A 21,390-nucleotide genomic window follows, 5' to 3' on the forward strand; every position below is an offset into this window, starting at 1 on the left:
CCTTCATCCTCACCGCGCGGAGCACCGTTCACCCGGCGAATCGCCTACCGGTTGGACCGGTCTCAGAGCCGGGGGTCCACCGGCTCCGACTCCAGGGCCAGGACGGCGAACACCGCCTCGTGGATCCGCCACAGCGGTTCGCCCTCCGCCAGCCGGTCCAGCGCCTCCAGACCGAGTGCGTACTCCCGCAGCGCGAGCGAGCGCTTGTGGCCGAGGAACCGGGAGCGCAGGCGCTCCAGATTCTCCGGGCGGGTGTACTCGGGGCCGTAGATGATGCGGAGGTACTCCCGGCCCCGCACCTTGATGCCGGGCTGGACGAGGCGGCCCTTGGCGTCCCGGACGAGGGCGCCGAGCGGCTTGACGACCATGCCCTCGCCGCCGCGTCCGGTCATCTCCAGCCACCAGTCCACACCCGCGCGGACCGAGTCCTCGTCGCCGGCGTCGACGACGAGCCGGCGGGTGACCTGGAGCAGCCCGGTCGGGTCGTGCTCCACCAGCCGGTCGAGCCAGGCGAGCTGCTCGTCGTGCGGGACGGCGGCCAGGGAGCGGCCCTGGACGGCGAGGATCTGGAAGGGGGCCAGGCGCACCCCCTCCAGTCCCTCGGTGGGCCAGCAGTAGCGCCGGTACGCCTCGGTGAACGCGGCGGCGTCCTGCGCGCGGGCCCGCTGCTGTCCGGCGAGGCCCGCCACCTCGACGCCCCGGGCGGCCGCCTGCTCCAGGGCGGCGACGGCCGGCGGGAAGACCGCACCGGACGCGGCGCCGACGGCGGCGTACTGCGAGCGCAGCAGCCCGCCCGCCTTCAGCGACCACGGCATCAGCTCGGCGTCCAGGAGGACCCAGTCGGTGTCCCACTCCGCCCAGAGCCCGGCGGCGGTGACGGCCGTACGGAGCCGGTCCAGGATCCCTTCGGTCAGGGCCGGGTCGTCCAGGAAGGGGCGGCCGGTGCGGGTGTACAGCGCGCCGGTGGGACCCGCCGTGCCGAACCGCGCGGTCGCCGCCTCCGCGTCCTTGCAGACCAGGGCCACGGCCCGGGAGCCCATGTGCTTCTCCTCGCACACGACCCGCTCGACGCCGTCCGCCGCGTACTGCGCGAACGCCTCGGCCGGGTGCTCCAGGAAGCCGTCCTCGCGGGAGGTGGCGGTGGGGGCCATGGTGGGCGGGAGGTAGGCGAGGAGCTGCGGGTCGACCGCGAACCGGCTCATGACCTCGAGCGCGGCGGCGGCGTTCTCCTCGCGCACGGCTACGCGCCCCATGTGCCGGGTCTCCACGACCCGGCGGCCCTGGACGTCGGCGATGTCCAGCGGCCGGCCCTCCCGGCCTCCGGGCGCCTCGGTCACCAGCGGCTTGACGGGCTCGTACCAGACCTTCTCGGCGGGTACGTCGACGAGTTCGCGCTCGGGCCAGCGCAGCGCGGTCATCTTTCCGCCGAAGACGGCACCGGTGTCCAGGCAGATGGTGTTGTTGATCCAGGAGGTGGTGGGGACGGGGGTGTGGCCGTAGACCACGGTGGCGCGGCCCCGGTACTCCTCGGCCCACGGGTAGCGCACGGGCAGGCCGAACTCGTCGGTCTCGCCGGTGGTGTCCCCGTACAGGGCATGCGAGCGGACCCGGCCGGAGGTGCGGCCGTGGTACTTCTCGGGCAGCCCGGCGTGACAGACCACCAGCTTGCCCTCGTCCAGGACGTAGTGGCTGACGAGGGAGTCGATGAACTCCCGCACCTGGCCCCGGAACTCGGGGTGCTCGGCGTCCTCGCGCTCCAGCTGCTCGACGGTCTCGGCGAGCCCGTGGGTGAGCTGGACCTTGCGGCCCGCGAGATAACGGCCGAGCTTGTTCTCGTGGTTGCCGGGGACGCACAGGGCGTCGCCCGACGCCACCATGGACATCACGCGGCGCAGCACGCCCGGGCTGTCGGGGCCCCGGTCGACGAGGTCGCCGACGAACACGGCGGTGCGCCCCTCGGGGTGGGCGCCGTCCACGTAACCGAGCGTGCCGAGCAGGGTCTCCAGCTCGGAGCTGCAGCCGTGGATGTCGCCGATGATGTCGAACGGTCCTGTGAGGTGACGCAGGTCGTTGTAGCGGCGCTCCAGGACCACCTCGGCGCTTTCGGCCTCCTCCTCGGTGCGCAGGATGTGCACCTTGCGGAAGCCCTCGCGCTCCAGGCCGCGCAACGAGCGCCGCAGCTCGCGGCGGTGCCGCTGGATGACGTGGCGCGGCATGGAGGCGCGGTCAGGCCGGGCCGCGTTGCGGGCTGCACAGACCTCCTCGGGGAGGTCGAGGACGATGGCGATGGGCAGGACGTCGTACTTCCTGGCCAGCTGGACGAGCTGCTTGCGGCTCTCGGGCTGGACGCTGGTGGCGTCGATGACGGTGAGCCGCCCGGCCTCCAGGCGCTTGCCCGCGATGTAGTGCAGCACGTCGAAGGCGTCACGGCTGGCGCTCTGGTCGTTCTCGTCGTCGGCGACCAGGCCCCGGCAGACGTCCGAGGAGACGATCTCGGTCGGCTTGAAGTGCTTGCGGGCGAAGGTGGACTTGCCGGATCCGCTGGCGCCGATGAGGACGACGAGGGAGAGGTCGGTCACCGGCAGGGTGCGTCCGGGGGTCGGGGCGGCGGCGGTCTCCGCGCCGGTCGTGCTGTGGCCTCTGTTCATGCGGCTTCCGCCTCCTTCTTCTTCTCGGTGGTCGTGGTGGTCGTGGTGGTCTCGGCCCGGGTGAACACGGCCATCTGGGTCGGCGGCCCCACCTCGGGGTCGTCCGGCCCGACCGGCACGTACCGGACGGTGTATCCGTGCCGTTCGGCGACCTGCCCGGCCCAGTCCCGGAATTCGGCCCGGGTCCACTCGAAGCGGTGGTCCCCGTGCCGGACGTGTCCGGCCGGGAGGGTCTCCCAGCGGACGTTGTACTCGACGTTCGGTGTGGTCACGAGCACCGTCCCGGGGCGCGCGGCACCGAACACCGCGTACTCCAGGGCGGGCAGCCGGGGCAGGTCCAGGTGCTCGACGACCTCGCTGAGCACGGCGGCGTCATACCCGGTCAGCCGCTTGTCGGTGTAGGTCAGCGAGCCCTGCCGCAGGGTGACCCGGTCGGCCTGGCGCTCCCCCATCCGGTCCAGCTTGAGCCGCCGCGAGGCGATGGTGAGGGCGCGCATCGAGACGTCGACGCCCACGATCTCGGTGAAGCGCACGTCCTTGAGGAGCGCCTGCACCAACTGGCCCTGGCCGCAGCCGAGGTCGAGCACGCGGCTCGCCCCGGCGGCGCGCAGCGCGTCGAGGATCGCGGTCCGCCGGTGCTCGGCGAGCGGGACCGGCTTCTCCTCGGTGTCGGTGCTCTCGTCCACCGCGTTGTCGACGCTGTCCACGTCGAGGTCGTCCGACTCGGCGAGCCGGACCAGCTCCAGGGCCTGGTCGGCCTGGCGGGTGAGCCCCCAGCGGTGGGACAGATAGCGCCGGGTGATCAGTGGCCGCTCGGGGTGGTCGGCCAGCCAGCCCTCCCCGGCCCGCAGCAGCTTGTCCACCTCGTCGGGCGCGACCCAGTAGTGCTTGGCGTCGTCGAGCACCGGAAGCAGGACATAGAGCTGCCGCAGGGCGTCGGCGAGCCGCAACTCGCCCTCCAGCACCAGCCGTACGTAGCGCGAGTCGCCCCACGCGGGGAACTGCTCGTCCAGTGGTACGGCCGTGACCTCGACACGCTCCCAGCCGAGCGGCGCGAACAGCTTGTGCACCAGCTCGATGCCGCCCCGGGCGGGCAGGGCGGGCACCTCGATCCGCAGCGGCAGCGGGCTCTCGGCCCGCTCGGGCATGGCCCGGCAGACCCCGCCGAGCGCGGACTTGAACACGGCGGCGAGGGCGACGGACAGCAGCGAGGACGCCGCGTAGGGGCGGTCGTTGACGTACTGCGCGAGCGCCGCGTCGGGCGCGCCTCCCCGGCCCTTGCCCTTGCCGCGCCGCACGAGCGCCACCGGATCCACCTCCAGCAGGAGTGCGGCCGTGCAGCGCTCGGCGGACGCCTCGGGGTAGAAGACGTGCGCGGAGCCGTGCGAGGTGGAGAACGCCTGCGCCTTGTCGGGATGCTTGTGCAGCAGGAAGCCCAGATCAGTGGCGGGACGCTCTTGGGTGCCGGTCGTACCGATTGTCAGGAACACCTGTCCGAGTATGATCCTCACCCCCTGCCCCCACCAGGCATTTTCGCCCCGCCTGCCTACTTCTCCGGCTTCTCCGGCTCCCCCGGCTCCTCCAGTCGACCGGCCAGCTCAGCCATGAGGTCGGGCCCCACCCGGCAGCAGCCCCCGACGAGCCGGGCCCCGGCCCGCGTCCAGGCCCGCACCCTGCCCGGGTCGAAGGTGCCGACCCCGGTCCACCCCCGCGCCCCGGCGTCCCAGCCCTCGCCGCTGTTCGGATAGACCACGGCGGGCCTCCCCGTGACCGCCACCGCCAGCTCCACCGCCTCCTGCGCCTCGTCCGGGTCACAGCAGTTGACCCCGACCGCGAGGACGGACGTCCGCCCGGCCGCCACCGCGAACGCCTCCTCCAACGGCTGCCCGGCCCGGGTCCGGCCGCCGGCCACGCTGTACGAGAGCCAGTACGGCAGCCCGGTCTCCTCGGCCACCCGGACCAGGGCCTCCGCCTCGTCCAGATCCGGCACGGTCTCCAGCGCCAGGGCGTCGGGCCCGGCAGCCGCGAGCGCCGCCACCCGGGGGCGGTGGAAACGCTCCAGCTCACCGACGCTCAGCCCGTAACGCCCCCGGTACTCACTGCCGTCCGCGAGCATCGCCCCGTACGGTCCGACGGACGCGGCGACCCAGGTCTCCCGCCCGGGGCCGGCCCGGCGCGCCGCGTCGGCGGCGCCCCGGGCCAGCTCCACGCTGCGGGCGAGCAGGGCCTCGGTCCCGGGCCGGTCGAGTCCGTACCTCCCGAACCCTTCGAACGTGGCCTGATAGCTGGCCGTGATGAGCACCCGCGCCCCGGCCCGGAGATAGGCGAGGTGAGCGGCCTCGATCTGTTCCGGCGCGTCGGCCAGCAGCCGGGCCGACCACAGCGCGTCGGTCAGATCGCAGCCCTGCGCCTCGAGTTGGTTGGAGAGCCCGCCGTCCAGCAGGACGGGCCCGGCGTCCAGCGCGTCGGCGAGCGTACTGCCCGTGCTCGCGGCCACCTCAGCCTCCTCAGTCAGGTCAGGTCAGGTCAGGACAGGTCAGGTCAGGTCAGGTCAGGTCAGCTGGGACTGGATCTGCGAGGAGATCAGTTCCAGATGGTCCAGGTCGTCCAGGTCGAGGATCTGGAGGTAGATCCTCGACGCCCCGATCGCCCCGTAGCGGCCGATCTTGTCGACCACCTCGGCGGGCGATCCGGCCAGGCCGTTCGCCTTGAGCTCTTCCACATCCCGGCCGATCGCCGCCGCGCGCCGGGCGACCTCGGCGTCGTCCTTGCCCGTGCAGACGATCAGCGCGTTGGAGTACACGAGGTCGTCCGGCGAGCGCCCGTGCGCCTGCGCGGCGGCCCGGACCCGGCCGAACTGCTTCTCGCTGTCCTCCAGCGAGGCGAACGGGATGTTGAACTCGTCGGCGTACTGCGCGGCGAGGCGAGGGGTGCGTGTCGCCCCGTGGCCGCCGATCAGGACGGGCACCTTGGCCTGGGCGGGCTTGGGGAGCGCGGGCGAGTCGGTGAGCTGGTAGTAGGTCCCGTCGTAGCTGAAGGTCTTGCCGACCTCCGTCGCCCACAGCCCGGTGACGATCGCGAGCTGCTCCTCCAGGCGGCCGAACTTCTCCTTCGGGAACGGGATGCCGTAGGCCTTGTGCTCCTCCTCGAACCAGCCCGCGCCGAGGCCCAGTTCGATCCGGCCACCGGACATCTGGTCGACCTGGGCCACCTGGATGGCCAGCACTCCGGGAAGCCGGAAGGTGCCGGCGGTCATCAGCGTGCCGAGCCGGATCCGCCGGGTCTCGCGCGCCAGTCCGGCCAGGGTGATCCAGGCGTCCGTCGGCCCGGGCAGGCCGTCACCGGAGCCCATGCGGAGATAGTGGTCGGAGCGGTAGAAGGCGTCGAAGCCCAGGTCCTCCGTGGCCTTGGCGACGGTGAGCAAGGTGTCGTAGTCGGCCCCCTGCTGGGGCTCGGTGAAGATGCGAAGATCCATGCCTCCATCCTGCCTCTCCCGAGGCCGTGGCCCGGCCCTCGCCTCCCCCGGACCACCCCGCGCCTTCCCTCGTCGGAGCTAGCGCCGCTCCCCCGGAGCGCCACAGAAGCCCGTGCCTCCGCTCAGGGTCCCGCGGCCGATGGCGCGGGGCCTCGTATGCCGTAGGGGCCGTCGCGCTCCCTCGCGCGCTCCGGCTCCCGCTCCCTTTCCGCCAGGCGTCTCAGCATCCCGTGCACACGGTCGAGCGATTCGTCCGCCGCGTCCATCGCCTCGATGCACTGCCAGTAGAGCCCGTCCTCGCCCGTGTCGCAGGCCACCCCGACCAGCGCGATCCCGGCCTCGCCGAGCAGCAGCGCGAGCCCGGCCAGGGCGGGCCGGACCTCGCCGATCCCCGACAACTGGGCGGCCCTGGCACCGCCGGAGATCACCGCCGGATGGTCCAGCGCCGAGCATCCGGCGCCGATCTCCCCCAGCGCCCGCGCCTCGCTCCGTAATTCCATCGGCCCGCACAGCGCCAGCCGACTGCCGACCGCCCGGGCGAGCGCCTGCGCCTGCCAGGCCTCCGCCATGACGTCCAGCGCGCCCCGGCTGTCGGCCAGAGCCCGCCGGCCCGCCTCGATGAGTCGCTCCGCTTCCATCTGTCTCCCCCGTCCGTACGAAAACCCGCTCACCTCATTCATTACCCACAGTGAGGTAGACAGCACCGTAAGGCCAGAGGAAATCGGAAATCTGTGGACACGAAGTCGAATGTGGATAACTCGATCACTCCGAAGAGTGACGATCGGGTGGTTCGGCAGCGCTCGGCAGCGGGAAGCGCTTCTCGTTCCGCTCCAGCTTGGCCACCAGTGCCGCCGTCGGGTCGATGCCCAACACCTCGCAGAACTGCAGGAGATAGGCGAGCACGTCGGCCACCTCGTCGGCGACCCGGTGGGCGGATTCGGGGTTCTCCATGATCGCGGCCGACTGTTCGGGCGTCAGCCACTGGAAGATCTCCAGCAGTTCGGAGGCCTCGACGCTGAGCGCGGCCGCCAGGTTCTTCGGGGTGTGGTACTGCCCCCAGTCCCGTGCCGCCGCGAACGCGGCCAGCCGACGCTGGAGTTCTGCCACATCGGTGTCCGTCACGGCACCAGGTCTATCACCGGCCACCGACAGTGCCTCCCGCACGTTCGAGGCACGCCTCCCGCACACCCGCCCCCCGCGCGGCTCCCGCACACCGTGGACTCCTGACGGCGGCCGGGGCGGCGGTCCCGACCGACTGCCGCCGCTCCCGGCCGCCTTCCCGACTGCCGCTTCCTACGACTGGGCGAGGCCCGCGGGTGTGACCCCCTCGACCTCCATGCCGACCGGCGCGAGCAGGAAGACGTTGCGGTCGACGCGGTGCATTCCGCTGCCGAGGCCGAAGACCACGCCGCTGCTGAAGTCGAGGATCCGCTTCGCCACGTCCGTCTCCGCCGCCGTCAGGTCGAGCAGTACCGGAACCTGGGCGACGAGGTACTCGGCGACCTCCCGGGCGTCCGCGAACACCTGCACCCGCAGGACGACGAGGCGGCGCTGTTCGGCGGCGCGCTCGTCGGGGACGGTGCGGTGGTCGATCCGGGACGGCCATTCGTCACGGCCGCGCAGGGGTACGACCTGGGCGAGACCCTCCCACTGTTCGTCGGTGGCGTCGTATCTGTCATACCTGTCGTACCTGCTCACCGGTTCACCCCGTCGTCAAGCCGGTCGGATGGGCACCGGCTGCACTCACTGTTCATCGGGCAATCCTCTCGCCCCTCACCCGTTCGGCGTACCAGCGACACGGCGAAGTCCGCCTCCGTGTCGCATCCGATACCCGGCAGGCGTCGGTTCATGACGAACGGGCCCCGTCAGACCGTGATGACCTGGACCCCCGCCTCGCCGAACCGGTCCCGCGCCTCCGCCCCGATGTGGGAGTCGGTGACCAGGATGTCGACGAGGCCCAGGTCGCAGACGCGCGCGAAGGCACGCTTGCCGATCTTCGACGAGTCGGCCGCCACCACTACCCGCTGGGCCCGTTCCGCGAGCAGCCGGTTGACGCTGGCCTCGCCCTCGTGATGGACGTACGCGCCGCGTTCGATGTCGATGGCGTTCACCCCGAGGACTGCGACGTCGAGGGTGATCTCGTTCATCACGCCGACGGCGAGCGGGCCCGTCAGCTCGTACGACTGAGGTCGCGCGACGCCGCCCGTCACGACCATCTTGATCTGCGGGCGGATCGCCAGCTCGCTCGCGATGTTGAGGGCGTTGGTCACCACGGTCAGCGTCGGCTGGCCGCCCGCCACCGCCGTCTCGCCCACGATGTCCGGGCGTACCGCCAGCGCCCTGGCCACCTCCGTCACGGTCGTCCCGCCGGTCAGGCCGACGACCTGGCCGACGGCCACGAGGCCGGACACCGCACGGCCGATGGCCTGCTTCTCCGGTGCGTGGCGGCCCGTCTTGTAGCGGAGCGCCAGTTCGTAGGAGACCCCGTGCGCGACCGCGCCGCCCCGGGTGCGGGTGAGCAGGTGTTGCTCGGCCAGCTGGTCCAGGTCGCGGCGGATGGTGGCGGCCGACACGTCGAGCGCCGTCGCCGCCTCCTCGACGTCCACCCTGCCGTGCTTGCCGACCAGTTCCAGCAGCGCGTCCCACCGGGCGTCCCTGGACAAGAGCGTCTCCTCACCGTCCGGCGCGGGCACCGCGTTTCGCGGGAACGCGGTCGCCGGGGGCCGGACCGCCGCAAGCGTCGCACAGGGCTCGCCGGGAGCCCTCCCCCCACCTGCACCTTGCTTGTTTTTGCTCGATAACTGCATGTAACGTGCAGAATTCTACACGCGGGGTGTTCGGCCCCGCTCAGCCCCGTTCCCGTGGTCCACCTCGTTCCCGTGTCCACCTCGTTCCCGTGGAGTGCAGACGTGTCGTATGCCGAGACCGAGACAGCCAGTCAGCCCGCCTGCTGGCGGCGCGCCGCCGACCTGGCCGGCGGCCCCGAGGCCGTCGCCCTGCCCGTCGCGGGCGAGCGCGTCGCGGTCGTCGGCTGCGGCACCTCCTTCTACATGGCGCAGGCCTACGCCGGGCTCCGCGAGGGGTCAGGGCAGGGCGAGTCGGACGCCTTCGCCGCCTCCGAGTTCCCCTTCGGGCGCGGCTACGACCGGGTCGTCGCACTGACCCGCTCGGGGACCACGACGGAGGTGCTGGAGCTGCTCAACCGGCTGCGCGGCACGACGCGCACGGTGGCGGTCACGGCGGATCCGCGGACTCCGGTCAGGGCGGCGGCCGACGATCTCGTCGTCCTGGACTTCGCCGACGAGCGGTCCGTCGTCCAGACCCGCTTCGCCACGACCGCCCTCACCCTGCTGCGGGCCCACCTCGGGCTGCACTCCGACGCGGTCGTCGCGGACGCGGAGGCCGCGCTCGCCGAGCCGCTGCCCGACGAACTGCTGCGGAGCACCCAGTTCTCCTTCCTCGGCCGGGGGTGGACGGTCGGTCTGGCCCACGAGGCGGCGCTGAAGATGAAGGAGGCGTCGCTGTCCTGGACGGAGTCGTACCCCGCGATGGAGTACCGCCACGGCCCGATCAGCATCTCCACCACCGGCACCACGACCTGGATGTTCGGCGAGGCCCCCGAGGGCCTGGCGGAGCAGGTCCGCGCCACGGGCGCCCGGTGGGTGAACGGCTCCCTCGACCCGCTGGCCGATCTCGTACGCGTCCAGCGTCTCGCCCTCGCCCGGGCGGCCGCCCGGGGGCTCGACCCCGATCTGCCGCGCCATCTGAGCCGCTCGGTGGTTCTCGACGGGGCCTGAGGCGGGGGCTGCGCGACCATGGAGACATGCACCTGACCCTGGACGCCGCGGCCCACCGGCTGTCGGCGGCCTCGGAGCCGCAGGGGGGTATCGCCGGCTGGGCCGCCGGTCTGGTCGAGACGTTCGGCGGGCCCGGCGCGGGTGCGGCCATCGCGCTGGAGAACGTGTTCCCGCCGCTGCCGAGCGAGGTCATCCTGCCGCTGACGGGGTTCGCCGCCTCGCAGGGCGTGCTCAGCATCGCCTCGGCGCTGTTCTGGACGACGCTCGGCTCGGTCGTGGGCGCGGTGGTCCTGTACGGCGTCGGCGCCGTGTTCGGCCGGGAGCGGATGCACGCCTGGTGGGCGAAGCTGCCGCTGGTCAAGGCCTCCGACCTGGTACGGACGGAGGCGTGGTTCGCCCGGCACGGCACGAAGGCGGTGCTGCTGGGGCGGATGGTGCCGGTGTTCCGGAGCCTGATCTCGGTGCCCGCGGGTGTGGAGCGCATGCCACTGCCGGTGTTCGTCGCGCTGACGACGGCGGGCAGCCTGGTGTGGAACACCGTGCTCGTGATGGCCGGATACTGGCTCGGCGACCAGTGGGACGTCGTCGGGGCGTACGTCGGCGTCGTGTCGAAGGTCGTCCTGGGCCTGGCCGTCGTCGCCCTGGCCGTCTACGTCACGATGCGGATCCGGGGCCGGAGACGCGAGAAGCCCTGACGGTACGGGGCGGTCGACGGGACACCCCGTCGGGGGTGTCCCGCGCGCGACCGCTCACGGCTCGACGGGGCGTCACTCCTCGAAGTGGGCGTCCAGGGCCTTGTCCAGCTCGGCCGGCCAGCTCTTGAGCTCGCTGCGGCTGGCCGCCTCGACCTCGGCGTTGAACCAGCGGCGGCTCGACAGGTGGACGGTCACCGTGAACCTGCGGCCGAACCGGGCAGGGGTGGTCTCCACCGCGCCGATCTCGTCCCAGCCGAACTCGGCCTCCTGGTCGTCCAGCCGGAACCGGACGCCTTCCCGGGCCACCCGGATCGAACCGCGCCGGTCGCTGACCTCGAAAACGGGGCCGTCCCCAACCTCGGCATCGGCATCGGCATCGGCCTGAGACTCGGTCTCGCCGTCGACCGCCGCGGCGTCGACCTCCGCTTCCGGTTCCCGGTCGGCGTCACCCTCCGCGGCCGCCGTTTTGGCCACGTCGTCGCGGATCTCCGCCGCCTCCGGGCCGGCCTCCGACTCCGCTTCCGGTTCCGGCTTGCGGGTTCCGGCGGGCGCCGCCAGTCCGGGCAGGGGGATGAACGCCGGGTCGGTGCCTGCGGCGAACTCGGGCTTCTTGTTCGAATCTATGCTCTGCTCCACGGCGGGCAGTATGGTCGACGAACCTGTACGTGACCAGTCGCCACTGCTCCGGTCGGCCGAGTGGTGCCGGAAATTACCGTGCGGCCACGGGGGTTGACCCCTTCATGACCCAACGCCCAGGACCTCGCACCCTGTCCGACGAAGCCCTCTCCGGCCTCCTCGCCCGGCAGCAGTTCGGCACGCTCGCCACGAACAAGCGCAGCGGCCACCCCCATCTGACGACCATGGTCTACAGCTGGGACCCCGAGGCCCGCATCGTGCGGTTCTCTACCACGGCCGACCGGGTCAAGATCAAGCATCTGCGGCGCGATCCCCGTGCGGCGCTGCATGTGCCGGGCGGCGACGTGTGGTCGTTCGCCGTCGCCGAGGGCGAGGCCGAGGTCTCCGGGAGCACGACGGAGCCCGGGGACGCGGTCGGGCAGGAACTGCTCGCGATGGTGCCGGAGGCCGGGAGGCCCGAGGACGAAGCCGCGTTCTTCGAGGAGTTGGTCGCCGAGCGCCGGGTGGTCATCCGGCTGAAGGTGGACCGGCTGTACGGCACGGCGCTCGACGTCTGACGGCAAAAGGAACGGCAAGAGGAGGGGGCGGCCGGGGCCTCAGGGCAGCCCGGCCCCGCCTGCCCTGCCCCGCCTGCCCGCCCCTCGCCACACCCGGTCCTCAGAGCACGCCTTTGCGCCACTCCCGTACCAGCAGATAGCCCAGGTACGCCCCGCCGATCGCCATCGTGTAGATCCCGACCGGCAGGTCGTCGAAGAGCGGCAGCTGTTGGGAGCAGAGGTCCGCGAGGACCAGCAGCAGACCGCCGGTGAGGGCGGAGAGCAGCAGGTGCGGGCCGGAGCCGCGGGTGAGGCGCCGGGCGATCTGGGGGGCGGTCAGGGCGATGAAGGCGATCGGGCCCGAGACGCTGACCGCGGCGGCCGAGAGGGCGATGGCCAGGAGCACGGCGAGGGTCTTGGCCTTCTTCGGCTCGGAGCCGAGCCCCTCGGCGATGTCGTCGCCCATCTCGCCGATGTCGAGCCGCCGCGAGATCAGCGCGGCCAGCGGGGCGGCGGCGGCCAGGACCAGCCAGACGGTCGTGGCGTCGGTCCAGGAGCGGGCGGTCAGGCTGCCGTTGACGTACGCGGTGAGGACGGAGGCCTTGTCGCGTTCCAGGGCGTAGACGACGTACTGGGTGACGGCCGCGCCCATCGCGGCGACCCCGATGCCCGCGATGACGAGCCGGGCGGGGTTGCGGAAGCCGGTGCCCGTGGAGACGTACACGAGGGCCATCGCGAGGATGGCGCCGATGAGCGCGCCGACGGGCACCGGGACCGTGTCGGGGAACATCAGCGCGCAGAACGCGGCGCCCGCGCCCGCCCCGGCGGAGAGCCCGATGACGTCCGGGCTGCCGAGGGGGTTGCGGGTGACGGACTGGAACAGCGCGCCGGACAGGCCGAGCGCCGCGCCGACGCCGATGGCGACGGTGAGGCGGGGCCCGCGCAGCCGGTTGAAGACGAACCGGTCCTTGCCCTCGGCGTCCCCGACGAGGGCGGCGGGCAGGTCGGCGAGGTCGATGCCGAGGCGTCCCCAGGCCAGGGTCGTGACGGCGGCCGCGAGGAGGAGCACGAAGAGCCCGGCGGCCGCGAACACGGAGGCCCGGCGCACGGGTATCGCCACGGTGCTGCCGACGGTCAGATAGCCCCGGGGCGCCTTGCGGACGGGGGCGGTGCGGTCGGTGACGGTCATGAGGTGCCCCGCATCCTGCGTACGGCGATGAGCAGCGCGGGTGCGCCGATGAAGGCGGTGACGACGCCGACCATGAGTTCGGTGGGGCGCATGACGACCCGGCCCACCACGTCCGCGAGGAGCAGGAGGGTGGGGCCCATCAGGGCGGAGAAGAGGACCTGGGCGCGGAAGTCGACGCCGACCAGGGCCCGTACGACGTGTGGGACGGCGAGGCCGACGAAGGCGATCGGGCCGACCGCGGCGGTCGCGGCGGCGCTGAGCAGGGTGGCGGCGAGCAGTCCCGCGCCCCTCGTGCGCCCGGGGTGCGAGCCGATGGCGACGGCGGTCGCGTCGCCGAGGGCCAGGGCGTTGAGGCCGGGGCCGAGGGCGAGGGCGATCAGGAAGCCGGCGGCGGCGAACGGCAGGACGGACCAGAAGACCTCGAAGTCCCGGCCGCCGAGCGCTCCGACGACCCAGTAGCGGTAGCTGTCGAAGACCTGCGGTTTGCTGAGGGTCACCGCCTGGATGAACGCCATCAGGACGGCGGTGAGCACCGCTCCGGCGAGCACCAGGCGCACCACGCTCGTGCCCGTACCGGCGGAGCCGATGACGTGGACGAGGACGCCCGCGATCAGCGCTCCGGGCAGCGCCCACCACATGGTGTCGGTGGCGCCGGAGGCCCCGAGCCAGGCGGTCGCGGCGACGATGCTCGCGGAGGCGCCGGCGTTGATGCCGAGGAGGCCCGGTTCGGCCAGCGGGTTGCGCGAGACGCCCTGCATGAGGGTGCCCGCGACCGCGAGGCAGACCCCGGCGAGGACGCCGAGGACGGTGCGGGGGTAGCGGCTCTCGATGATGGTGGTGATGTTGGGGTCGGCGGTGCCGCGCAGGACGTCGAGGACATCGCCGAACGACGTGGAGCGGCTGCCGAACATGACGCTGGCGCTGAGCGCGAGTGCCAGCGCGGCCAGGCCGAGGAGCAGGAGGAACGCCGACCGGGCGGCGCCGGTACGCGAGGTACCGGCGCCGCTCGGCGGTGCGACCGTGGTGGTTGCCATGGGAGTGGAGTGTGCCTTGTGGGCTCGGCGGTCCGGATACCCGGCCGGGGTTACTTGCCGGCGGTCTTGACGGCCTCGTCGATGAGCGGCAGGTAGCGCTCGATCGTCCACGGCACGGTCAGCGGGTTGATGATCGAGGAGGCGGTGACGAAGGAGTTGTCGTTGCTCGCGACGACGGCGCCCTTCTTGATCGCGGGGATCTCGCCGTACAGCTTCTGGCCCTCGATCTCCTTGCGGTTCTTCGCGTCCGTGTAGAACGTGAAGACGAGGTCGCTGTCCTTGAGCTTCTCGGCGTTCTCCAGGCCGATGAGGGCCGAGTCGGTGCCGGGGGTCTCCTTGAAGCCGTTGACGACCGGGTCGACCTTCAGGCCGAGCGAGGAGACCATCTTGACGCGCTGCTCCTCGGGCTTGAAGACGCCGAGGGTGCCGGGGCCGGAGTTGTAGATGTACGAGAAGGTGACGTCCTTGTAGTTCGGCCGGGTGGCCGCGGCGTCGGCGAGCTGCTTCTCGATCTTCGTCTTGAGACCGTTCGTGTCCTCGGTGCGGCCGAGCGCCTTGCCGATGATGTCGATCTGCTGGTCCCAGTCGGTGCTCCACGCCTGGTCGGGGTAGGCGACCGTGGGGGCGATGTCCTTGAGGACGTCATACTGCTTCTGCGTGATGCCCGACCAGGGGGCGAGGATGACGTCCGGCTCCAGCTCGGTGATCGCCTCGAAGTCGATCTCCTCGCCGCCCGTGAACTGCTTCGGGAGCTTGTCGCCGGACTTCTTGACGGCTTCGTTGATCCACGGCAGGTAGCCGGACTTGTCGCTGCCCCACGGGTAGCTCTCGATGCCGACCGGGGTCTGGCCGAGGGCTATCGCGGTCTCGGCGGAGCCCTGGCCGAGGGTGACGATGCGTTCGGGCTTCTCCTCGATCTTCGCGGTGCCGAGCGAGCTCTTGATCGAGACGGGGAAGGCGCCACCGCTCTTGGCCGAGTCCTTCGCCCCGTCCTTCTTGTCCCCGTCGCCGTCCGAGGAGCAGCCGACCAGGGCGACGGCGAGAGCGACGGTGGTGGCCGTGGCGGCGAGAGTGTGGCGGCGCACGCGGGTGAAGCCGAGCATGGAGGGTCCTCAGGTTGGCCGAGCAATGAAGGTTAGGCAAGCCTAAGCGAGAGGGGTCGGTGGCTCAAACACACCCCTCCGTCACCACCAGCCACAGACGCGGCCGACGCCCTAGCAGAAGCCGTCGCGGAACGCACAGGAAACCGGGGAGTCGACACAATCGCGCAACATTTAATCTGCACCTAGATGATTGACTCACAGACGAAAATTTCGTACCGTCGAGCCTCATGTTGCACTTCGAGGCATCGCCACGGGGGCGAAGTGCGATCCGCGTACTGGCCCCCGGCACAACGTCGTTGCTCACCGCCGGCATGACGGCATTACTCCAGGAGGAGCCCGGTTTCGAGATGCTCGTGGTCCGCCGGGCGGCGGGCCGGGCTCCTCGTCCGGTCCTTCCCGACGTGGTTCTGATCGAGGACGTCCCCACCGTCCCGGTCGCCGAAGCCGTCGGCAGGGCCCTCCGCCCGTACGGCGAGACGCGCGCCACCCGCGCGCTGATCGTTATGGAAACCGCCTGCGCCCATCGCGTCTTCGGCTATCTCCGCCTGGGCGTCCGCTCGTTCGTCTCGGTCGACGCCGCCCCGGACGTCCTGCTCTCCGCCCTCCGGGCCACCGCCCGCGGCGAGGCGTTCCTCACCCATGACGTGGCCCGGCGCGTCATAGAAACCGCCCTGCCCCACGGACCCGACGACGTGTCCCTGGAATCCCCGCTCGCCCCGCCCGCACAACTGCCGCCCCGAACCGCACCGCTGACCGTCCGGGAACGGGAGATCCATCTCCTGCTCACGGAAGGCCGCTCCAACGCGGAGATCGCCGAGATCTGCGGCCTGAGCAGCAAGACCGTGAAGTTCCACGTCTCGAACATCCTGCGCAAACTCGGCATGCGCAACCGCATCCAGGCCGTCGTCCACGCCGCGCAGTCGCGCGGCCGGGAAACGGCCGCCTGACCCCCCAGGGGGTGTTCAGCACGCCCGTGACGGGACCGGCTCCGACGCCGGTCCCGCGACGGCCCGTGCCCCGGGCCCCGTGACAGCACCCGCGGGAGCCCCGCTCCGCCCACCCGCGCTTCGCACCACACGTATGGAGAGGCACATGCCCAGACGACCCGCCGCGACCACCGCCGCCACCGCGACCGCCCTGCTGGTTTCCCTGACCGCCTGTGGAGGCGGCGGCGAGCAGGGCGAGGGGAAGAGCGGCGAGCCGGTGCGCGGGGGCACGTTCACCTACGCCGCCGCCGTGGGCACCTCGTGCCTCGACCCGCACACCAGCCCCGGCGACATCACCGCCGTCGTCCAGCGCAACGTCTTCGACTCGCTGGTCCAGCTGGACGGCGACGGCAAGCTCCACCCCTGGCTCGCGACGTCCTGGACCGTGTCGAAGGACGCCCGCACCTACACCTTCGAACTCCGCGACGACGTGACCTTCCACGACGGGACCCCCTTCGACGCCGCCGCCGTCAAGGCCAACCTGGAGCACATCAAGGCCCCCGCCACCAAGTCGCTCTACGCCTCCGCGCTGCTCGGCCCCTACAGCGGCAGCAAGGTGCTCGGCAAGCACCGCATCGAGATCGCCTTCTCCGAGCCCAACATCCCCTTCCTGCAGGCCGCCAGCACCCCCTACCTCGGCATCGCCTCGCCCACCTCGCTGACGAAGTTCAAGGACCAGCTGTGCGCGGGCGGGAAGTACTCGGTGGGCACCGGCCCGTTCCGCTCGGTGCGGTACGTCAAGAACGACCGGGCCGAGTTCGCCCGCAACGACGACTACGCCTGGTCCCCCGCGGGCGCGAAGCACCAGGGCCCGCCGCTCCTGGACAAGCTCGTCGTCCGCTTCCTGCCGGAGGACTCCGTCCGTTCCGGCGCCCTGACCAGCGGCCAGGTCGACGCGGCGGCCCTGCCGGTCACCTCCGCCAAGGCCGTCCAGCGCGACAGTTCGCTGCGGCTGAACCGGCGCCAGGCGCCCGGCGCCTCGTACTCCCTCTACCTCAACACCGACCGGGGCCCGCTGCGCGACGAGCGGGTGCGCCGGGCCTTCCAGCAGTCCGTCGACGTCGGCGCCCTGATCAAGAGCATCTACCGGGGCGAGTACGAGCGCGCCTGGAGCCCGCTCGGCCCCACCACCCCCGCCGCCTACGACGGCGCCATCGAAGGGGCGATCAGCCACGACCCGGCCGCCGCCGCGAAACTCCTCGACGAGGCCGGCTGGAGCAAGAAGGACGCCCAGGGCTACCGCGTCAAGGACGGTGAACGGCTCTCCCTGCACTGGCCGTTCATCGGCGCGCTGGTGCGCGACCAGCGCGATGTGCTCGGCGAGGCGGTACAGGCCGAGCTGAAGAAGAACGGCATCGACCTGGTCCGCGACCCGGTGGAGACCGGCGCCTACTTCGAGCGGTACGGCAAGGGCGACTACGACGTGTGGGACAACGCCTGGGTCCGCGCCGACCCGGCGATCCTGGCCGGTTTCTACCTCTCCACCAACCTGCCGTCGGCCGGCGGCCAGAACGTCTCGCGCACCCGGGACAAGCAGGTCGACGCCTGGCTGCGGGCCGGTGCGGCAGAGTCCCGGCCCGCCGAGCGGGAGAAGTCGTACGCCAAGGTGGAGCGCTGGGCCGTCGACCACGCCACCGTGCTCCCCCTGTACGTGCCGGTGACCACCGTCGGCGTCTCCCGCAAGGCCGACGGGCTGACGTTCGACGCCAACGCCTGGCCCCAGTTCGCCGGGGTCTGGAAGACCACGAGGTGAACCGGCGCCTCCCACCGGCGGCCCGCTGGCTGCTGCACCGGGCCGTCGGGGCCGTGCTGGTGCTGTGGGGCGCGGCGAGCCTGGCCTTCCTGGTGCTCCACCTCGTTCCCGGCGACCCGGTGACCACGCTGCTGGGGGCTTCGGCGACCGACTCGGCGGCGCTGCGCCAGGAGATCCTGCGCGAGTACCGCCTGGACGACCCGTTGGCCGTGCAGTACGCCGCGTTCCTCGGGCGGCTGGCCACCGGCGATCTGGGCAGCTCCTACCAGCAGCAGCAGCCCGTCTCGCTGATCATCGGCGAACAGCTCGGCGACACAGCCCAGTTGTCGCTGAGCGCACTGGTCCTGCTGGTGGCGGGGGCACTGGTCACGGCCGCCGCCACCGCGGGGCGCCGGCGCCGGGTGCGGGGGGCGGTGTCGGGGGCCGAGCTGGTCGCCGTCTCCACCCCCGCGTTCTGGCTCGGGATCGTGCTGCTGACGGTGTTCTCGTTCCGGCTGAACCTCTTCCCGGTGGCCGGTGCGGGCGACTGGCGGTCCCTGGTGCTGCCCGTCGTGACGCTGGCGGTGCCCTTCGGGTCGCTGCTCGCGCAGGTGCTCCGGGAGGGCATGGAGGCCGCCCTGCACCAGCCGTTCGCGCTCACCGCCCGCTCCCGGGGGCTGAGCGGCACCGCCCTGCGGCTGCGGCACGCCCTGCGGCACGCCGCCGTGCCCGCCGTGACACTCAGCGGATGGCTGGCGGGCGGGCTGCTGGGCGGAACGGTGATGGTGGAGACCGTGTTCGCCCGGCCGGGGCTCGGCCGGGTGGCGCTGGACGCCATCTCCAACCGGGACATCCCCGTGGTCGTGGGGCTCGTCCTGCTGTCCGCCGCCGTCTACCTCGTCGTCAACGCCTTCGCGGATCTGCTGTGCCTGTGGGCCGACCCGCGGCTCAGGAGCCCCGCATGACCTCACCTCCCACCGAAGCGGCCATCGCCCGGCCCTCCTTCGTACCGCTGCGGGAACGGCTGGCGACGTTCCGGCCCGGACTGCTGCTGTCCGTGGCGGTCCTCGTCGTCGCGGCGCTCGCCTGCGTCGCGCCCGGGCTGCTGGCCCCGGCCTCCCCGACGGACGCCGACCCGGTGGCCGCCCTGCTGCCGCCCGGCGGGGAGCACTGGTTCGGCACGGACCAGCTCGGCCGCGACGTGTACGCCCGGGTGGTCCACGGGGCTCGCCACTCGCTGCTGCTCGGCGTCGGAGCCACCGCGCTCGGAGTGCTGGTGGGTCTGCTGATCGGGCTGCCCTCGGCGCTGCTCGGCCGGTTCGCGGACCAGGTGGCGATGCGGTCCATGGACGTGATGCTGGCGCTGCCCGAACTGCTGCTGGCGCTGCTGGTGATCGCCGTCGTGGGCCCCAGTTCGGTCAACGCGGCGCTCGCCATCGCGGTCTCCTCCGTGCCCGGGTACGCCCGTCTCGTCCGGGGGCAGGCCCAGGTGGTGCGCCGGGCGGAGTACATCCGCTCGGCGATCGGGCTCGGGCTGCGCCGCCGGACCGTGGTGCTGCGCCATGTGGTGCCCAACACCCTCGGCCCGCTGGTCGTGCCCGCGACGCTCGGGGTCGGCACGGCGATCATCGCCGGCTCCGCGCTCAGCTTCCTCGGCCTCGGCCCGAAGGCCCCCACCCCGGAGTGGGGGGCGATGCTCGCCCAGGGCCGGGACGCGCTCCAGAGCGCCTGGTGGATCGCGGTGTTCCCGGGGGCGGCGATCACCCTGTCGGTGGTGGCCGTCACCGTCGTCGGACGGCAGTTGCACATCGGACTCGAAGGCAGGCCCGGCAGATGACCGTATCCACGACCGAGCCCGCGCCGGACGCGCCGGACCCGGCTGACGCGGCGAACACGGAGGACGCGCCGGATGGGCCCGATGCGGCGAGCCCTCCCGATCCGACCGCCTCGGCCCTTGCCGTCCGCTCGCTCACCGTCTCCTTCGGCCACGGCCGCCGCCGTCGTACCGTCGTCCACGACGTCTCGCTCACCCTCGCCCCCGGCGAATGCCTGGCGCTCGTCGGCGAGTCGGGCTCCGGCAAGAGCGTCACCGCCCGGTCCCTCATCGGCCTCGCCGGGCCCGACGCGGCGGTCCGTGCCGAGGGCCTGTGGGTGAACGGGCGGGACGCCACCGGCTTCCGGGAGCGCGACTGGCGGACCGTGCGCGGCCGGGTCGTCGGGCTCGTCTCGCAGGACGCGCTCGGGGCCCTCGACCCGTTGCGCCGGATCGGCGCCGAGGTCGCCGAACCGCTCCTCGTCCACTCCCTGGCCACCCGCGCCGAGGTCCCGGGCCGGGTGAACGCGCTGCTCGCGGGCGCCGGGGTGCCGGAGCCCGAGGTGCGGGCGCGGCAGTATCCGCATCAGCTCTCCGGCGGGCTGCGGCAGCGGGCCCTGATCGCCTCGGCGACGGCGGGCGGCCCCCGGGTCATCGTCGCGGACGAGCCGACGACCGCCCTCGACGTCACGGTCCAGGCCCGGGTGCTGGAACTCCTGCGGGAGCTCAAGGAGTCGGGCACCGCGCTGCTGCTGATCAGCCACGACCTGGCGGTGGTGGCGCAGCTCGCGGACCGGATCGCGGTGATGACGGACGGGCGGGTGGTGGAGTCCGGTCCGGCGGCGGACGTGCTGGGCGCGCCCGTCCACCCGTACACCCGGACGCTGATCGCCTCGGTGCCCGGCCGCAGGCCACCGGAGCCCGCGCCCAGGGCCCCGGCGGGCGAGGGCGACGTACGGCCGCTGCTGTCGGGGACGGGTCTGGTCAAGCGGTACGCCTCCCCCGGCGGCGGGAGGCGCACGGCCGTCTCCCACGTCGACTTCACGGTGGCCCCCGGCGAGACACTGGGCGTGGTGGGCGAGTCCGGGTCGGGCAAGAGCACCCTGGCCGCGCTGGCGATGGGGCTGCTCGCTCCCGACGAGGGCGAGGTGCTGCTCGACGGCGGGCCGTGGAGCGCGCTGGACGAACGGCGCAGACGCCCGCTGCGCCGGGACATCCAGCTGGTCCACCAGGACCCGCTGGGCTCGTTCGACCCGCGGTTCACCGTACGGCGCATCCTGGACGAAGCCCTGTCGGTGGCCGGGCCCGCACGGGCGGTGCGGCGGCGGGAACGGGCCGCCGAGCTGCTGGACCAGGTCGGTCTGGACCCGGAGCTGCTGGAGCGCCGGCCCGCCCGGCTCTCGGGGGGCCAGCGGCAGCGGGTGGCCATCGCCCGCGCCCTGGCGACCGGGCCCCGGCTGCTGGTCTGCGACGAGCCGGTCTCGGCGCTCGACGTGACCGTGCAGGCGCAGGTGCTGGAGCTGCTGGCCCGGCTGCGGGAGACCTACGGGCTGGCCATGCTGTTCATCTCGCACGACCTGGCGGTGGTGCAGCAGGTCAGCGACCGGGTGCTGGTGATGCGCGACGGTGTGGTCGTCGAGCAGGGGCCGGTCGCCGAGGTGCTGGGCGCGCCGGCCCACCCGTACACCCGCACGCTGCTCGCCTCGGTGCCGCGCCTGCCGGACCACGCCTCCTGAACTCTTCCTC

General features: G+C 72.6%; 20 protein-coding genes. 8 read left to right on the plus strand and 12 right to left on the minus strand.

What is annotated here, in order from left to right:
• Window positions 1–62: 62 nt before the first annotated feature.
• The 8 genes from IE134_RS08855 to IE134_RS08890 all read right to left on the minus strand — a co-directional run bounded on the left by IE134_RS08855 (window position 63) and on the right by IE134_RS08890 (window position 8,786).
• Window positions 63–2,648 carry a polynucleotide kinase-phosphatase gene (locus tag IE134_RS08855; protein ID WP_189430126.1) on the minus strand — a complete coding sequence of 862 codons (2,586 nt, stop codon included), beginning with the start codon at window positions 2,646–2,648 and terminating at the stop codon, window positions 63–65.
• Entirely contained in the window at window positions 2,645–4,138 is a 1,494-nt protein-coding gene (locus IE134_RS08860) for a 3' terminal RNA ribose 2'-O-methyltransferase Hen1 (RefSeq protein ID WP_098894004.1), read from the minus strand. The genes IE134_RS08855 and IE134_RS08860 overlap by 4 nt, the downstream gene beginning before the upstream one ends.
• 56 nt (window positions 4,139–4,194) lie before the next feature.
• Window positions 4,195–5,145: a homocysteine S-methyltransferase gene (gene mmuM / locus IE134_RS08865; protein ID WP_098894003.1), complete on the minus strand. Its 951-nt coding sequence runs from the start codon at window positions 5,143–5,145 to the stop codon at window positions 4,195–4,197.
• Between the two features lie 54 nt (window positions 5,146–5,199).
• Window positions 5,200–6,123, minus strand: coding sequence for an LLM class F420-dependent oxidoreductase (locus IE134_RS08870; RefSeq protein ID WP_030716378.1), 924 nt, complete (start codon window positions 6,121–6,123; stop codon window positions 5,200–5,202).
• 122 nt (window positions 6,124–6,245) lie between these two features.
• Complete coding sequence (locus IE134_RS08875) at window positions 6,246–6,761, minus strand: DUF6099 family protein (protein ID WP_098894002.1); 516 nt, start codon at window positions 6,759–6,761, stop codon at window positions 6,246–6,248.
• Window positions 6,762–6,885: 124 nt separating this feature from the next.
• On the minus strand, window positions 6,886–7,245 hold the full coding sequence (locus tag IE134_RS08880) for a nucleotide pyrophosphohydrolase (protein ID WP_098894001.1): 360 nt from the start codon (window positions 7,243–7,245) through the stop codon (window positions 6,886–6,888).
• Between the two features lie 171 nt (window positions 7,246–7,416).
• The gene (locus IE134_RS08885; RefSeq protein WP_006128240.1) at window positions 7,417–7,821 is read right to left on the minus strand and encodes a cell division protein SepF; all 405 of its coding nucleotides are present in this window, start codon (window positions 7,819–7,821) and stop codon (window positions 7,417–7,419) included.
• Between the two features lie 167 nt (window positions 7,822–7,988).
• Window positions 7,989–8,786, minus strand: coding sequence for a DeoR/GlpR family DNA-binding transcription regulator (locus IE134_RS08890; protein ID WP_030716372.1), 798 nt, complete (start codon window positions 8,784–8,786; stop codon window positions 7,989–7,991).
• Between the two features lie 246 nt (window positions 8,787–9,032).
• Between IE134_RS08890 and IE134_RS08895 the strand changes: the two genes are divergently transcribed.
• Window positions 9,033–9,920, plus strand: a complete 888-nt coding sequence (locus tag IE134_RS08895; protein ID WP_032786753.1) for an SIS domain-containing protein — start codon at window positions 9,033–9,035, stop codon at window positions 9,918–9,920.
• Between the two features lie 26 nt (window positions 9,921–9,946).
• Complete coding sequence (locus IE134_RS08900; protein ID WP_189430128.1) at window positions 9,947–10,615, plus strand: DedA family protein; 669 nt, start codon at window positions 9,947–9,949, stop codon at window positions 10,613–10,615.
• Between the two features lie 72 nt (window positions 10,616–10,687).
• Here the strand turns inward: IE134_RS08900 and IE134_RS08905 are convergent, their stop codons facing one another.
• On the minus strand, window positions 10,688–11,251 hold the full coding sequence (locus tag IE134_RS08905; RefSeq protein ID WP_189430130.1) for a hypothetical protein: 564 nt from the start codon (window positions 11,249–11,251) through the stop codon (window positions 10,688–10,690).
• A gap of 104 nt (window positions 11,252–11,355) precedes the next feature.
• Between IE134_RS08905 and IE134_RS08910 the strand changes: the two genes are divergently transcribed.
• Window positions 11,356–11,808 carry a PPOX class F420-dependent oxidoreductase gene (locus tag IE134_RS08910; RefSeq protein ID WP_030716356.1) on the plus strand — a complete coding sequence of 151 codons (453 nt, stop codon included), beginning with the start codon at window positions 11,356–11,358 and terminating at the stop codon, window positions 11,806–11,808.
• 100 nt (window positions 11,809–11,908) lie between these two features.
• Here the strand turns inward: IE134_RS08910 and IE134_RS08915 are convergent, their stop codons facing one another.
• The 3 genes from IE134_RS08915 to IE134_RS08925 are packed head-to-tail and all read right to left on the minus strand — an operon-like array spanning window position 11,909 to window position 15,113.
• Entirely contained in the window at window positions 11,909–12,976 is a 1,068-nt protein-coding gene (locus tag IE134_RS08915; RefSeq protein WP_030716351.1) for a FecCD family ABC transporter permease, read from the minus strand.
• Entirely contained in the window at window positions 12,973–14,010 is a 1,038-nt protein-coding gene (locus tag IE134_RS08920; protein ID WP_097880340.1) for a FecCD family ABC transporter permease, read from the minus strand. Before IE134_RS08920 ends, IE134_RS08915 begins: the two co-directional genes overlap by 4 nt.
• Before the next feature lie 50 nt (window positions 14,011–14,060).
• On the minus strand, window positions 14,061–15,113 hold the full coding sequence (locus IE134_RS08925) for an iron-siderophore ABC transporter substrate-binding protein (protein ID WP_030716345.1): 1,053 nt from the start codon (window positions 15,111–15,113) through the stop codon (window positions 14,061–14,063).
• A gap of 311 nt (window positions 15,114–15,424) precedes the next feature.
• Between IE134_RS08925 and IE134_RS08930 the strand changes: the two genes are divergently transcribed.
• The 5 genes from IE134_RS08930 (at window position 15,425) to IE134_RS08950 (ending at window position 21,380) form a co-directional block, all read left to right on the plus strand.
• Complete coding sequence (locus tag IE134_RS08930; RefSeq protein WP_126931627.1) at window positions 15,425–16,060, plus strand: response regulator transcription factor; 636 nt, start codon at window positions 15,425–15,427, stop codon at window positions 16,058–16,060.
• 145 nt (window positions 16,061–16,205) lie between these two features.
• Entirely contained in the window at window positions 16,206–17,852 is a 1,647-nt protein-coding gene (locus IE134_RS08935) for an ABC transporter substrate-binding protein (protein WP_229823439.1), read from the plus strand.
• Window positions 17,849–18,796 carry an ABC transporter permease gene (locus IE134_RS08940; protein WP_098016557.1) on the plus strand — a complete coding sequence of 316 codons (948 nt, stop codon included), beginning with the start codon at window positions 17,849–17,851 and terminating at the stop codon, window positions 18,794–18,796. The genes IE134_RS08935 and IE134_RS08940 overlap by 4 nt, the downstream gene beginning before the upstream one ends.
• Complete coding sequence (locus IE134_RS08945; RefSeq protein ID WP_032768947.1) at window positions 18,793–19,668, plus strand: ABC transporter permease; 876 nt, start codon at window positions 18,793–18,795, stop codon at window positions 19,666–19,668. The genes IE134_RS08940 and IE134_RS08945 overlap by 4 nt, the downstream gene beginning before the upstream one ends.
• Window positions 19,665–21,380 carry a dipeptide ABC transporter ATP-binding protein gene (locus IE134_RS08950; protein WP_189430134.1) on the plus strand — a complete coding sequence of 572 codons (1,716 nt, stop codon included), beginning with the start codon at window positions 19,665–19,667 and terminating at the stop codon, window positions 21,378–21,380. Before IE134_RS08945 ends, IE134_RS08950 begins: the two co-directional genes overlap by 4 nt.
• Window positions 21,381–21,390 lie beyond the last annotated feature (10 nt).

The sequence above is a fragment of the Streptomyces rubiginosohelvolus genome (genome assembly GCF_014649875.1).
In the GTDB taxonomy this organism is placed as follows: Bacteria; Actinomycetota; Actinomycetes; order Streptomycetales; family Streptomycetaceae; genus Streptomyces; species Streptomyces rubiginosohelvolus.